A 14,253-nucleotide genomic window follows, 5' to 3' on the forward strand; every position below is an offset into this window, starting at 1 on the left:
TTTAAGAAGACTAAATTTAAAGACCCTTTTTTTGTCCTAATTATAAATTATGACTTTTCAGCCATTCCTGACAGTCAATTGTCCAGTTTTTACTCGTGTCTTTTACGCCTAAACCAAAACCGTGACCGCCATTTTGATATAAATGTAACTCGCATGCAACTTCATGTTTTTTGAGTGCCAGATAATAGTTAATACTGTTCTCCGGAATAACAGCTGCATCATCTGTTGCATGGACTATAAAAGTTGGTGGAGTCTGAGCCGTAACATTCTTTTCGCCAGAGAATGAATCTTTTAATTTTTGCGAAGGGTTTTTTCCGAGTAAACTGGTCTGAGATCCTTTATGTGTTATTTCATTTTGCATTGAAATAACGGGATAAATTAAAATTGAAAAATCGGGACGGGCACTTGTATTTGACGTTGTTTCATATGTTTTATCATTAAAATGTGTTGCCAGTGTTGAGGCTAAATGCCCTCCGGCAGAAAACCCGATAGTTCCAATTTTATGGGTGTCTATATTCCATTTTGTTGCATTTTCTCTTACGTAACGTACAGCTTCCTGAGCGTCCTGAAGTGGTCCAATAGTTTTGTCTTTCATTATTGCATCATTTGGCAAACGGTATTTTAAAACAAATGCGACTATACCAAGATTATTAAGCCATTTTGCAACTTTAGTTCCTTCTTTTTCTATGGCAAGATGTGAGTATCCTCCTCCAGGAAAAATAATTACAGCGGTCTGATTTGGTTTAGAAACAGTTGGAAGAAAAACACTCAAAGTTGGTATGGTTACAAAATTGGTACTTTGAAGCACTCCGTCGTTAATGGTTTCTTTCTCTTTATATGTTGAGGATTGTATCTCGTCAGGGATTTTACTCCATAGCGGAATTATCTGGTTTTGCGCATTCATAGTATTAACAAGTGAAATAAATAAAAATGTGGTAAAACACATCTTCGTTGCTATGATTGATTTTGAGTTTTTCAATGGGAGTGTTTTAGTTTGATTTTTGAGTAAATGAAAAGCATTTTATTTGGCAATATCGTTTTTAAATAAATGAAATGAAAGAAAAAAATCAGCCTTTTAGGTCAATGAATTTAAGGTGTTGATTTAAGTACAATTTTACCCCTGAAACGGACGATTTTAGCATATTGTCTTTTAACAAATATATTGTTTAATCTGTAATTTTGTGTTATATTTTTTAAACGATGTGTTTATTAGATCGAATATAATAATTTTTTGCACAATTTATTTGGTTTATAAAGATTTAAAACTATATTTGTGCAATCGATTACATTATTTGATTTTGTTTTATTTAAATCATTAGTTTTTAATGTTTTTAAATTTAGTTCAATAATGAAATCTAATAATCAAAAGACAAAAACTAAGAATATCCAAACCATGAATCAATCAGAAGCCGTTATTGCAAATCAAGCCGTAAAATCTACAGGAAAATATCGTTGGAGTATCTGCGCGCTGCTCTTTTTTGCTACTACAATTAATTATCTTGACAGACAAGTTCTTTCGTTAACATGGAGTGATTTTATTGCACCGGAATTTCACTGGACCAATAATGACTATGGAAACATAACTGCTTTGTTTTCTATTTTTTATGCTGTATCACTTTTGTTTGCTGGTAGATTTGTAGATTGGTTAGATACTAAAAAAGGCTTTCTTTGGGCCATTGGTATTTGGTCTGTAGGTGCTTGTCTGCATGCATTTTGCGGAATTGCCACTTCAGGAATTATTACTGGTAACTGGTTTGTAGGATTTCATGGTTCAAAAGAAATAATCAGCGCCGTGAGCGATACTGCAATGGTCATCAATGTAAGTGTAGCTTTATTTATTTTTGCCCGTTTTGTTTTGGCAGTTGGGGAGGCAGGTAATTTTCCTGCTGCAATTAAAACAACTGCGGAATATTTCCCTAAAAAAGACAGGGCATTTGCAACTAGTATTTTTAATGCCGGTGCAACAGTAGGAGCTTTAGCAGCGCCAATTACAATTCCTTTTATAGCAAAATCTTTTGGTTGGGAAATGTCTTTTATTATCATTGGAGCTTTAGGATTTATCTGGATGGGATTCTGGATGTTTATGTATGATAAGCCTGAAAAACATGCAAGAGTAACGGCAGATGAACTAGCCTATATTCAGCAGGATGATATTGCCGACAGTAAATTAGAAGGTTATGTTCCCGAAACCAGTTCAAAAGTGTCTTTGATGGAATGTTTTAAATACAAGCAAACCTGGGCTTTTGCATTTGGAAAGTTTATGACAGACGGGGTTTGGTGGTTCTTTTTATTCTGGACTCCGGCTTATTTAAGTTCAGTTTATAATATGGATTCTACACAAGCCGCTCTGCCATTGTTTGTACTTTATATGATTACATTATTGTCGATTATTGGAGGCTGGTTGCCAACCTATTTTGTTGAAAAGAAAGGAATGAATCCTTATGAAGGAAGAATGAGAGCCATGCTGATTTTTGCGTTTTTCCCTTTATTAGCATTGATTGCTCAGCCTTTAGGATATATAAGTTACTGGATTCCGGTGATCATTATCGGGATTGCAGGTGCGGCACATCAATCCTGGTCTGCAAATATTTTTACTACTGTAGGAGATATGTTTCCTAAAAAAGCAATTGCAACAATTACTGGTATTGGAGGTTTGGCGGGAGGAGTTGGATCAACTTTAATTAATAAGGGATCCGGAGTTTTGTTTGATCATGCAAAGGAAACAAACATGAGTTTTATGGGCTTTAAAGGAATTGAAGCGGGTTATTTTATCATATTTTCAATTTGTGCAGTTTGTTATTTAACGGGCTGGATTGTTATGAAATCACTTGTTCCTAAATACCGTCCGATTACAGATCTTTAAAAATCTTACCTACTAAGATCCAAAAAGCAGTATTAATTTAGTTTAATGCTGTAATACGAAAATATCGTTAGACTACTTATTAGGTCTAATCATGCATATACCGGTTTCAATAATGAAAAAGGGCGGACTTTCAGGAAAGAATGGCTTAAAAGTGAAATAAATTACTTTAGATTATGCTTTTTAAATATAAAAATATAATTTTGTGCAATCGATTACATTAAATTAAAAATTATGACAAAATATAGTTCAAGATACGCATCAAGTCCCGAAGCAGTTAAAAAATATGATACACAGCAATTGAGAGAAGAATTCTTAATTGATGATTTAATGCAGGAAGATGAAGTGGTTTTGGTTTATTCTCATTACGACAGATATATTGCCGGATCTGCAGTTCCTGTAAAAGGGGATTTGGCTTTAGAAACAATTGATCCGCTGAAAGCACCTTATTTTTTAGAGCGCAGAGAGTTAGGAATTATCAATGTTGGCGGGAGTGGTTCTGTTGTAGTCGAAGGAAAAACTTTTGAATTAGGATTTAAAGATGCTTTGTATATCGGAAGCGGAAATAAAGAAGTAATTTTTAAAAGCGATGACAGTAAAAATCCGGCTAAATATTATCTTAATTCTGCGCCGGCTCATACAACTCACCCAACGGTAAAAGTTAGTTTGGCAGAAGCAAATAAACTACAGTTAGGGACAATGGAAACTGCCAATCATCGCACCGTAAATCAAATGATTATTGGGAGTGTAGTAACTACTTGTCAATTACAAATGGGAATGACCGAATTAAGACCAGGAAGTGTTTGGAATACAATGCCAGCGCATGTTCACGATCGCAGAATGGAAGTTTATTTTTATTTAGACATTCCGGAGAATCAGGCTGTTTGTCACTTTATGGGACAGCCACAGGAAACCAGACACATCTGGATGAATAATCATCAGGCAGTAATTTCTCCACCGTGGTCAATTCACTCTGGTTCAGGAACTAGTAATTATACTTTTATCTGGGGAATGGCTGGTGAGAATCTGGATTATGGCGATATGGATGTTTGCAAAATTACGGACTTAAGATAATAATGATGACAAATTTATTTGATATAAAAGGAAAAATTGCCCTTATAACAGGAAGTACACACGGACTTGGAATGGCAATGGCAAAAGGATTGGGTCAGGCAGGAGCGACGATAGTTGTAAATGGTAATTCTTCTCAGCAAAAAATAGATGATGCCGTAAATGAGCTTAAAAGCGAAGGAATTAATGCAGTTGGGTATAAGTTTAATGTAACGGAAGAAAAAGAAGTTATTGAGGCTGTTCAGAAAATTCAAAATGAAGTTGGGCCAATTGATATTTTAATTAACAACGCCGGCATTATTAAAAGAATTCCACTGCTAGAAATGGAAGTGGCAGATTTTAGAGAAGTAATTGATATTGATCTGGTTAGTCCGTTTATCGTTTCTAAACATGTTGCCAAAGGAATGATTGAAAGAAATCAGGGTAAAATTATTAATATCTGCTCTATGATGAGTGAGTTGGGCCGCAGTACTGTAAGCGCTTATGCAGCTGCCAAAGGCGGTTTGAAAATGCTGACCAAAAACATGGCAACAGAATGGGCAAAACATAATATCCAGATTAACGGAATTGGTCCGGGCTATTTTGCAACCGAACAAACAAAACCAATCAGAGTTGACGGACATCCTTTTAATGATTTTATTATCAGCAGAACGCCGGCAGCAAAATGGGGAGATCCAGGTGATTTGGCAGGAGCAGCTATATTTTTATCGTCTAAAGCTAGTGATTTTGTTAATGGGCATATTTTATATGTTGATGGCGGAATTCTTGCCACTATCGGTAAACCATCAAACGAATAACGATTCAATTTTATAAAAAAGACATGAGTTCAAATAACAATTTTATAAACGATAATTTTCTGCTTGAAAATAAATATGCTGAAGAGTTATATCATAATTATTCTAAAAATCAGCCTATCATAGATTACCACAATCATTTAAATCCTCAGTTTATTGCTGAAGATAAAATTTTTGATAACATAACAAATGTCTGGATTAATGGAGATCACTACAAATGGCGTGCAATGCGTACTTTGGGAATTAATGAGCAATTTGTAACAGGAAAAGGTTCAGATAAAGATAAATTTTTAAACTGGGCAAAAACAGTTCCGTATACCATGCGTAATCCATTGTATCACTGGACGCATTTAGAATTGGCGCGTTATTTTGATATTTATGATCTTTTGAATGAAAAAACAGCTGAGAAAATTTATATTGAAACTTCTGAGAAAATAAATTCTCAGGCATACAGTACACAAAACCTTCTTAAAAAAGTAAATGCTGAACTAGTTTGTACTACCGAAGATCCAATTGATAGTTTAGAATTTCATCAAAAACTGTCTCAGAATCCTATTGGAACTAAAATGAGTACAGCTTTCAGACCTGATAAAGCTATCCTTATTTCTAATGAAGGGTATAATGCCTATCTGGATACATTAGGGGATGTTTCCGGAATTGCAATTCAGACCTATTCTGATTTAAGAAGCGCATTAAAAAAGAGAATCGAATTTTTCTCTGCAAACGGTTGTAAATTAAGTGACCACGGATTAGATCAGATTTATTTTGAGGATTTTACAGAAAGTGAGGTAGCTGCAATTTTCAAAAAGAAAAGAGAAAACAGAGTTATTACACCAGAAGAAGCATTGAAATTCCAAAGTGCGATTTTATTATTCTTATCAGAGACTTATCATGAGTTTGGCTGGGTACAACAATTTCACTTAGGGGCGCTTCGTAATAACAATGCCCGCATGCATAGAATTTTGGGTCCGGATACAGGATGGGATTCTATTGGAGATTATCCTCAGGCGCAAAAGTTATCTTCTTTTCTAAATGCTTTAGACAGTAAAGACAAATTGACTAAAACAATTATTTACAATCTGAATCCTGCGGATAATGAAGTGATGGCGACAATGATTGGAAATTTCAACGACGGAAGTGTTCGCGGAAAAGTACAATTTGGATCTGGATGGTGGTTTTTAGATCAGAAAGATGGAATGACAAAACAATTAAATGCGCTTTCAAATATGGGCCTAATTAGCTGTTTTGTGGGAATGCTGACAGATTCACGCAGCTTTTTATCTTTTCCGAGACATGAATATTTCAGACGTATTTTATGTAATCTTTTAGGGGATGAAATTAAACGCGGAGAACTGCCAAATGATATGGAATGGATAGGAAAATTAGTTTCTGATATTTCATACCATAACGCAAAAGAATATTTTAAGTTTTAAGTAAAAATTTAACCGCAAAGTTCGCAAGGAATTAAGGCAGGGTTCGCAAAGTTTTTTTTAAATCCTTTTGATCCTTGGAATCTGTGGCAAAAAAATATAAGTAATGAGTAGAGTAGTTGCATTTGGAGAAATCATGCTTCGTCTTTCGACAGAGAGACATTTACGTTTTTCGCAAGCAAAAGCATTTGGAGCTTCGTACGGAGGAGGGGAGTTTAATGTTTGTGTATCTCTGGCAAATTATGGTATAGATGCTGAGTTTGTTACCAGATTACCCGAAAATGAAATTGGATTATCGGCATTAAAGGAAATGCGAAAAATGAACGTTGAGTCCAAAAATATTCTTTATGGAGGAGAGCGTTTAGGAATCTATTTTCTGGAAACTGGTGCCGGAACCCGAGGAAGCAATGTTGTTTACGATCGTGCTCACAGCGCAATGTCAACTATTGAAAAAGGTCAGATTGACTGGGAAAAAGTCTTGAATGGCGCTGAATGGTTTCACTGGAGCGGCATTACACCGGCAATTTCTCAAAGTGCGGCAGAGGCCTGTTTAGAAGCTATCCAAACGGCTCATAGATTAGGAATTAAAATTTCATGCGATTTAAATTACAGATCAAAACTATGGCAATATGGTAAAACACCAAGTGAAGTAATGCCAGAAATGCTACAGTACAGCAATGTTATTTTAGGAGATATTGATACAGCTTATTTTATGCTGGGAATTCCTAAAGTAAATCCAAATTATCAGGATGAAAAATCACTTCCCGTTTTATATACTAAACTGTTTGATTTGATTCCGAATCTGCAAATAGCGGCAACCACACTTCGTTATTCTGTTAGTGCCTCACATCAGAGAATTGGAGGGATTTTATTTGACGGAAAAGCAATTCATAGTGCAGCAGTTAAAGAAGTTACTCCGGTCGTAGACCGTGTAGGAAGTGGAGACGCTTTTATGGGGGGATTAATTTACGGTTTGCTGGAATATCAGAATAATAACCAAAGAGCATTAGATTTTGCAGTTGCAGCATGTTGTTTAAAACATACGATTGCAGGGGATTACAATCTGGTTACATTAAAAGAAGTTGAAAATATGATTGATGGTGATGGTTCTGCATTAGTATCAAGATAAAAGAATAAAAATGGCAAAATATTCAAGGATTGAAGTTGCTTCGACAATGAAAGAGAACGGTATGGTTCCGTTGTTCTTTCATTCTGACATCGAATTAAGTAAAAAAGTTTTAAAAGCGTGTTACGACGGTGGCTCCAGATTGATGGAGTTTACCAGCAGAGGTGATTTTGCACATGAAGTTTTTGGAGCTCTAAACAAATATGCTTTGGCAGAATTGCCAGGAATGATGTTAGGAGTTGGTTCTATTACAGATGCTGCTTCAGCTTCGTTATATATGAGTTTAGGGGCAAATTTTATTGTAACTCCTGTTTTTAGAGAAGACATTGCAATTGCCTGTAACAGACGTAAAGTACTGTGGTCTCCAGGCTGCGGAACACTTACAGAAATTGCCAGAGCCGAAGAATTAGGCTGTGAAATTGTAAAATTATTTCCGGGTGATATTTATGGACCGGAATTTATAAAAGCAATAAAAGGACCTTGCCCGTGGACGAGTATAATGCCTACAGGAGGTGTTTTACCAACTGTTGAAAGTTTAACTTCCTGGTTTAATGCAGGTGCATTTTGTGTAGGGATCGGGTCACAATTAATTTCGAAAGATATACTTGATAATAAAGACTTTGATGGTTTACAAAAAAAGGTTAGCCAGGTTTTGGATATCATAAAAAATATTAAAAAATAAATAAGGAATAATCATACCAATTCCTTATTTGGATTGCGTTTTTTTTAGAGTTTTAGATGTTGTAATTGGGCATTACGCTTGCATAAATAAATCTTGTCACTCCTCACAGCAGGTTTTATTTTACTCTTTCAGGTGTAATGCTTCTTTTACAATGTAAAATCCCAAAAACAATAGATAAGGTATTTAAATGTGGTTATTTATAACACTTTACAGAGATTTATAATGGAAAAAATAAATAGATCAAATACAGCATTTTCACAGAAACTTCCGGTAAAAATTGTACAATTTGGAGAAGGTAATTTTTTAAGAGCTTTTGTAGAATATGCTTTTCAAAAATTAAATAATGAAGCTGATTTTAATGCTGGAATAGCAGTTGTACAGCCTATAGACAAAGGTTTGGTAAAGATGATTAATGATCAGGATGGCCTTTATACCTTATTCATGAAAGGAGTTAAAAAAGGCGAAGAGATTCAGGAAAAAGAGTTGATTACCAATATTGTAAAGGCAGTAGATCCTTATGCTTCTTTTCAGGAATTTTTGGCTTTGGCAAAAGAAGAAGAACTGGCTTTTATTATATCAAATACAACAGAAGCAGGTATCGAGTATATTCAGTCTGATTTGCCTACGATGCAGCCTCCGGTTTCTTTTCCGGCAAAATTAACGGTACTTTTGCATGAAAGATTTAAATATTTTAATGGCGATAAATCTAAGGCTCTAACAATTATTCCTTGTGAGTTAATTAATTATAACTCTGATACTTTAAAGGAAATTGTTTTGAAATATTGTGCAGATTGGAATCTGGAACCAGCATTTAAAACGTGGTTAACAGAGGACTGTTCTTTTCATAATACTTTAGTAGACAGAATTGTTCCGGGATATCCAAAAGATCAGATAGAAGAATACAATAGTCAGCTTACTTATAAAGATGATTTAATCGTAAGTGCCGAAAGTTTCTTTTTATGGGTGATTGAAGGTGATGAGAAATTAAAAACAAAACTTCCTTTTGAAAAAACAGATTTAGATGTAAAAATTGTGGCAGATATGCAGCCATATCGTACCCGTAAAGTTAGAATTCTAAATGGTGCACACACTGCAATGGTGCCGTTTTCATTGCTTTATGGAAATGAAACTGTAAAAGAAACTGTTGATAATGCATTCACAGGAGAATTCGTGAATAAAGCAGTTTTTGATGAAATCAATGAGACGTTAAACATGGACAGAGCAGAACTGGCTAGTTTTTCTGAAGAAATATTAGACCGTTTTAGAAATCCGTTTATCAAACACTTATTGTCTTCTATTGCCTTAAACTCAATTTCTAAATTCAAAGTGCGTGTATTGCCTAGTTTAACTGGTTACATTGATGTACATCATAAATTACCGGTGCATTTAACTTTTGCATTTGCCAGTCTAATCCGTTTCTATAAAGGAACTTGGAGAGGAGAAAGTTTACCGGTTAATGACAGTGAAGATATTACATCTTTCTTCAACGGACTCTGGACATCAGATGATTACAATAAAATAGCGCGACTTACTTTGCAAAATAAAAGTTTCTGGGATGAGGATTTAACTGCAATTCCTTCTCTGACAGATGCGATTGCAAAAGCATTGGAAGAAATTGATGCAAACGGCGTAGAGCAAGGTTTCGTCAATTTTAAAAAATATTTAAATTAAAGAATTTACATACTATAGTTATGGCAACGCAAAAAAAGTTAATAAAAGTCAACCCAGTAGATAACGTAATTGTTGCTTTAACCGATTTGGTACAAAACGAACAAATTATGTTTGAAGGAGCCACTGTCTCACCAACAACTGATGTTAAAGCAAAACATAAAATCACTGAAAAAGATTTTGCAATCGGTGATGATATTATAATGTACGGCGTTTTGGTTGGAAAAGCTGTTAAACCTATAAAAAAAGGAGAAGTAATTACCACCGAAAATGTAAAACATCAAAGTGAAAAAGTTTTTGGTAAAAACGGAAATTTAGGTTGGACTCCACCAAATGTAGATCGTTGGAAAGACAAGACTTTCAACGGATACCACCGTACTGATGGACAAGTTGGAACTAAAAACGTTTGGTTGTTTTTTCCATTGGTTTTTTGCGAAAACAAAAATATCGAAAAACTGAAAGATATTTTTGAAAACGAATTAATGCCTAAAAAAGAGGTTTCTTATAAAAATTTGTTACGCTCTTTAATTGAAGAAAAAAGCGTAGAAGAAGTTTCGGATAAAAATTTAAATGAAAACCTTTTAGATAATGTCGAAGTAAAATTTATCAATCATCAAGGTGGTTGTGGAGGGATTCGACAAGATTCAGAATTGTTGGCAAAACTGCTTGCAGGATATGTGAACAATCCAAATGTTGCAGGTGCAACGGTTTTAAGTTTAGGTTGTCAAAATTTGCAAGTTGATATTTTTAAAAAGGCATTGAAAGAAATGAGTCCGAATAGTGATAAAGAAATTTTGATCTATGAGCAACAACAAATTGGAACTACTGATCAAATGTTTCAAATGGTGATTAAAGATTCTTATGAAGCCATTAAAAGAGCCAACAAAATTGAACGCAAACCTGCTCCTCTTTCAAAGCTAAGTATTGGTTTGGAATGTGGAGGATCCGACGGATTCTCAGGAATTTCTGCAAATCCAGCATTAGGAGTTGTTTCAGATATTTTTGCAGCTTTGGGAGGGAAAACAATTTTGGCAGAGTTTCCAGAATTATGTGGCGTTGAGCAAGAATTGATGAATAGATGTGTGGACGAAGAAAAAGCAGATAAGTTTTTAACTTTAATGAAAGCTTTTGAAAAATCAGTTGTAGATGCAGGTTCAGGGTTTGATATGAATCCATCTCCGGGAAACATCAAAGACGGATTAATTACAGATGCAATGAAATCTGCCGGAGCAGCTAAAAAAGGTGGAACTTCACCTGTTGTAGATGTTTTAGATTACGGAGAATATATTTCAAAACCAGGATTAAATCTTTTAAATACGCCAGGAAATGACGCAGAATGTACCACAGGATTGGTTGGATCGGGCGCAACAGTTGTTTTATTTACCACAGGTTTAGGAAATCCAATGGGAAATCCGATTGCACCCGTTGTAAAAATTTCTTCGAACACGGCATTAATTAATAGAATGTCTGATATTATCGATGTAAATGCCGGAACGGTGATTACTGGTGAAAAAACCATTACCGAGGTCGGAGCAGAAATAGTAGATTACATTATAGAATTGGCGAGCGGAAACGTGGAAACAAAAGCAGACCAGTTGAAACAAGATGTATTTATTCCATGGAAAAGAGGAGTTTCACTTTAGTTTTTTAGGCACAAAGTTGCAAAGATACAAAGTGACAAAGATTTATATGTAGAGACGCACAGCAGTGCGTCTTTTTTTTTTACCATATAAGTTATATAAGCAAATTTAAGTTTGTTTAAAATTCAGCAAAAAGGCAACTCTTAGAGTTGCCTTTTTATTGTTTATCTAAAATGAACTTATATAACTTATATGGTTCAAAAAAAAATTAAATGCTAGTTCTTGAGGAAGACTTACGAATGTGTAATTCCGGTGCAAGAACTACCTTTTTTTCAATTTTTATCGTGTGGGTTTTGTCTACTTGTTCTAAGAAAACCCGGGCAGACATTTTTCCCATTTCCAGAGAGGACTGATCTACAGAAGTTATGGATAATTCCATGAATTTGGTAAAAGGTTCGTTACTGAAACCGGCTACACAAAAATCTTTAGGAATACTTATGTTTCTTTCTTTAAGTTCCTGTATAGCACCTAATGCAGCAAAATCACTCGAAGAGAATATGGCATCAGGTGGAGTAGGAAGCTGTAGCAATTTCTCTACTGCTATTTTACCGGCATCCACACTACTTTTGGTCTGAATAACATATTCTTCATTAAACGTCATTCCGTTATCCAATAAAGCTTGTTTGTAGCCTAAAAACCTGTTTTTGAAAATTTCAAAAGATTGATCTCCCGAAAAATGGGCGATGGCACGACAACCTTCATCAATAAGATGTTTAGTAGCAATGTAGCCTCCCTTAAAGTCGTTTATAGTTACAGAACTTACACCATCTATATGTTTGCTTCTGTCAAAAAAGATCAGAGGCACATTTTTTTCTAATACATAACGAAAGGCCGGATCATTCTCGCTGGTTACATCAGTGACAGACATAATAATTCCGTCTACCTGAGCATCAATTAGAGTATAAAGATTCTCATTTTCTCTTTTAGCACTTTCGTGTGTCTGACAGATAATAACCTGATAACCGTGTGGTTGAAGTTCTTCTTCAATACCTCTAATGACCGACGCGAAAAAGTTACTGTCAATACGAGGTACAATAACACCTATATTATTGCTTCGTCCGCTTTTTAATGCCAGCGCCAGTTTATTTTGCTTGTAATTCATAGATGCAGCGGTTTTGATAACCAGGTCGCGGGTGCTTTCTTTTATTTTCGGATTGTTATTTAACGCTCTGGAAACAGTAGCAGCAGTGATATTCAATTTCTTGGCAATATCATAAATGGTTATTTTTTCGCTCATTCTAAAAGGTTTTCAGATTAAATTCTAGACAAAAATACATTTTTTTTATATAATTCAATATTTATTGTTATCGATTACCGTAATTAATAATTAAAACGTTTTCGGTTTTATTATGATAATAAATTATGTCTTTTTTTATATTAAGTGTAAATATAATTTAAAATAAAAATTAAATATATAAATTATTTCTAAATTAATTTGCTGTGTTGAAACAATTTTTATACTTTCGTGTAATCGATTACATAAAATTAATGTTTTGCTAATTTAAATGTTAACCATAACCTAAATGATTGTAAATAAGTTTATAGAGTTAAAATCAATTGCTTCTTTGATAGTGTTTTCAATGATGGCATTGTCATGCGGAAAACAAGTTTCTGGTGTTTCTGAGGCTAATCCATGGAAAAAAATGGAATTGATTGTAAAAAGCATCCCTGAAACCTACTTTTTAGATAAAACCTATAACATAAATGATTTTGGAGCTATTGCTGATGGAAAGACTATAAATACGCTGGCTTTTGAGAAAGCAATTCAAAAATGTGCAGCAAATGGCGGGGGAAAAGTAGTGGTTCCAAACGGGAAATATTTAACAGGTCCGATTCATTTAGAAAGCAATGTCAATTTGCATTTAGAAGATCAGGCTGAAATTCTTTTTAGTACCAATTCAAAAGATTATCCTCTTATACATACTTCTTTTGAAGGAACAGAATTAATGAATTATTCACCACTTATTTATGCAAGGAATAAAACAAATGTAGCGATAACCGGAAAAGGAACTTTAAACGGACAGGCCAACAATGCAAACTGGTGGTCGTGGTGCGGAAACAAAAGATTTGGTTGGGAAAAAGGACAACCTTCTCAGCTTGATCCGCTAAATCGTGACAATTTGGTAGAAATGGCCGAAAAAGGAATCCCGGTTGCAGAACGTATTTTTGGAGAAGGGCATTACTTACGTCCAAATTTTATTGAATTTTTTGAATGCAATACAGTATTGGTTAAGGATATTACAGTTGTTAATGCACCATTTTGGATTCTTCACCCTTTAAAATCGAATAATGTAATTATTGACGGAGTTACGGTCAACAGTCACGGACCAAATAATGACGGCTGTGATCCTGAATATTCTCAAAATGTAATTATCAGAAACTGCACTTTTAATACGGGAGACGATTGTATTGCTATTAAATCAGGCAGAGACGGAGATGGAAGACGTGTTGGAATTCCGAGTAAAAATATCATCGTTCAAAACTGCAAAATGATTGATGGCCACGGTGGGGTTGTTATGGGAAGTGAAATTACTGCGGGTGTAAATAATGTTTATGTAGAAAACTGTGTAATGGACAGTCCGGAGCTGGATCGCGCCATCAGAATCAAAACGAACTCAAAACGCGGAGGAACAACTGAAGATATTTTTGTTAGAAACATTGAAGTTGGTACCGTAAAAGAATGTGTACTGAGAGTGACCATGTTTTATGATCTGTACGGAAACCAAGTTGGAAATTTTGTTCCGACAATCAGGAATATAAGTCTTGAAAATATTAAAGTAAAAAACGGAGGGAAGTTTGGTATTCTCGCCGACGGTTATAAAGAATCTCCAATAGAAAATATAACATTTAAAAATGTTACGATTGCAAAAGTAGATTCAGTCTACTCACTTAAAAACGTTAAAAATGTAAATTTTATAAATACCTATATAAATGGAAAGAAAATAGAATCACTTGCAAATTAAAAACTAATTAAATTAACAT

General features: G+C 34.5%; 11 protein-coding genes. 9 read left to right on the plus strand and 2 right to left on the minus strand.

The genetic code is table 11. The annotated features are described in order from the left end of the window. Window positions 1-40: 40 nt before the first annotated feature. A complete protein-coding gene (locus OLM51_RS11315) occupies window positions 41-904 on the minus strand; it encodes an alpha/beta hydrolase (protein ID WP_264550727.1) in 864 nt (287 codons plus the stop codon). A gap of 489 nt (window positions 905-1,393) precedes the next feature. On the opposite strand from OLM51_RS11315, the gene OLM51_RS11320 reads away from it, so the two are divergent. The 8 genes from OLM51_RS11320 (at window position 1,394) to OLM51_RS11355 (ending at window position 11,274) form a co-directional block, all read left to right on the plus strand. Continuing rightward, window positions 1,394-2,863: an MFS transporter gene (locus tag OLM51_RS11320; protein WP_264554286.1), complete on the plus strand. Its 1,470-nt coding sequence runs from the start codon at window positions 1,394-1,396 to the stop codon at window positions 2,861-2,863. A gap of 231 nt (window positions 2,864-3,094) precedes the next feature. After that, window positions 3,095-3,934 carry a 5-dehydro-4-deoxy-D-glucuronate isomerase gene (gene kduI / locus OLM51_RS11325; protein WP_264550728.1) on the plus strand — a complete coding sequence of 280 codons (840 nt, stop codon included), beginning with the start codon at window positions 3,095-3,097 and terminating at the stop codon, window positions 3,932-3,934. Window positions 3,935-3,939: 5 nt separating this feature from the next. Next, window positions 3,940-4,728, plus strand: coding sequence for a gluconate 5-dehydrogenase (locus OLM51_RS11330; protein ID WP_319799956.1), 789 nt, complete (start codon window positions 3,940-3,942; stop codon window positions 4,726-4,728). Between the two features lie 23 nt (window positions 4,729-4,751). Further along, window positions 4,752-6,158 carry a glucuronate isomerase gene (gene uxaC, locus OLM51_RS11335; RefSeq protein WP_264550730.1) on the plus strand — a complete coding sequence of 469 codons (1,407 nt, stop codon included), beginning with the start codon at window positions 4,752-4,754 and terminating at the stop codon, window positions 6,156-6,158. A gap of 103 nt (window positions 6,159-6,261) precedes the next feature. Next, window positions 6,262-7,284, plus strand: a complete 1,023-nt coding sequence (locus OLM51_RS11340) for a sugar kinase (RefSeq protein WP_264550731.1) — start codon at window positions 6,262-6,264, stop codon at window positions 7,282-7,284. A gap of 10 nt (window positions 7,285-7,294) precedes the next feature. After that, a complete protein-coding gene (locus OLM51_RS11345) occupies window positions 7,295-7,963 on the plus strand; it encodes a bifunctional 4-hydroxy-2-oxoglutarate aldolase/2-dehydro-3-deoxy-phosphogluconate aldolase (protein ID WP_264550732.1) in 669 nt (222 codons plus the stop codon). 222 nt (window positions 7,964-8,185) lie between these two features. Continuing rightward, window positions 8,186-9,634, plus strand: coding sequence for a tagaturonate reductase (locus OLM51_RS11350; protein ID WP_264550733.1), 1,449 nt, complete (start codon window positions 8,186-8,188; stop codon window positions 9,632-9,634). A 20-nt stretch (window positions 9,635-9,654) separates the two neighbouring features. Further along, window positions 9,655-11,274: a UxaA family hydrolase gene (locus tag OLM51_RS11355; protein ID WP_264550734.1), complete on the plus strand. Its 1,620-nt coding sequence runs from the start codon at window positions 9,655-9,657 to the stop codon at window positions 11,272-11,274. A gap of 205 nt (window positions 11,275-11,479) precedes the next feature. On the opposite strand, the gene OLM51_RS11360 is transcribed toward OLM51_RS11355, so the two are convergent. Continuing rightward, a complete protein-coding gene (locus tag OLM51_RS11360; protein ID WP_264550735.1) occupies window positions 11,480-12,508 on the minus strand; it encodes a LacI family DNA-binding transcriptional regulator in 1,029 nt (342 codons plus the stop codon). 286 nt (window positions 12,509-12,794) lie between these two features. On the opposite strand from OLM51_RS11360, the gene OLM51_RS11365 reads away from it, so the two are divergent. Further along, the gene (locus OLM51_RS11365; protein WP_264550736.1) at window positions 12,795-14,234 is read left to right on the plus strand and encodes a glycoside hydrolase family 28 protein; all 1,440 of its coding nucleotides are present in this window, start codon (window positions 12,795-12,797) and stop codon (window positions 14,232-14,234) included. Window positions 14,235-14,253: the final 19 nt, after the last annotated feature.

This window comes from Flavobacterium sp. N2038, from assembly GCF_025947185.1.
In the GTDB taxonomy this organism is placed as follows: Bacteria; Bacteroidota; Bacteroidia; order Flavobacteriales; family Flavobacteriaceae; genus Flavobacterium.

What these genes read in the sequence shown, in the direction of transcription:
- OLM51_RS11315 (WP_264550727.1), bottom strand. Translation starts at nt 904, where the DNA reads ATGAATGCGCAAAACCAGATAATTCCGCTATGGAGTAAAATCCCTGAC.
- OLM51_RS11320 (WP_264554286.1), top strand. Translation starts at nt 1,394, where the DNA reads ATGAATCAATCAGAAGCCGTTATTGCAAATCAAGCCGTAAAATCTACA.
- kduI (WP_264550728.1), top strand. Translation starts at nt 3,095, where the DNA reads ATGACAAAATATAGTTCAAGATACGCATCAAGTCCCGAAGCAGTTAAA.
- OLM51_RS11330 (WP_319799956.1), top strand. Translation starts at nt 3,940, where the DNA reads ATGACAAATTTATTTGATATAAAAGGAAAAATTGCCCTTATAACAGGA.
- uxaC (WP_264550730.1), top strand. Translation starts at nt 4,752, where the DNA reads ATGAGTTCAAATAACAATTTTATAAACGATAATTTTCTGCTTGAAAAT.
- OLM51_RS11340 (WP_264550731.1), top strand. Translation starts at nt 6,262, where the DNA reads ATGAGTAGAGTAGTTGCATTTGGAGAAATCATGCTTCGTCTTTCGACA.
- OLM51_RS11345 (WP_264550732.1), top strand. Translation starts at nt 7,295, where the DNA reads ATGGCAAAATATTCAAGGATTGAAGTTGCTTCGACAATGAAAGAGAAC.
- OLM51_RS11350 (WP_264550733.1), top strand. Translation starts at nt 8,186, where the DNA reads ATGGAAAAAATAAATAGATCAAATACAGCATTTTCACAGAAACTTCCG.
- OLM51_RS11355 (WP_264550734.1), top strand. Translation starts at nt 9,655, where the DNA reads ATGGCAACGCAAAAAAAGTTAATAAAAGTCAACCCAGTAGATAACGTA.
- OLM51_RS11360 (WP_264550735.1), bottom strand. Translation starts at nt 12,508, where the DNA reads ATGAGCGAAAAAATAACCATTTATGATATTGCCAAGAAATTGAATATC.
- OLM51_RS11365 (WP_264550736.1), top strand. Translation starts at nt 12,795, where the DNA reads ATGATTGTAAATAAGTTTATAGAGTTAAAATCAATTGCTTCTTTGATA.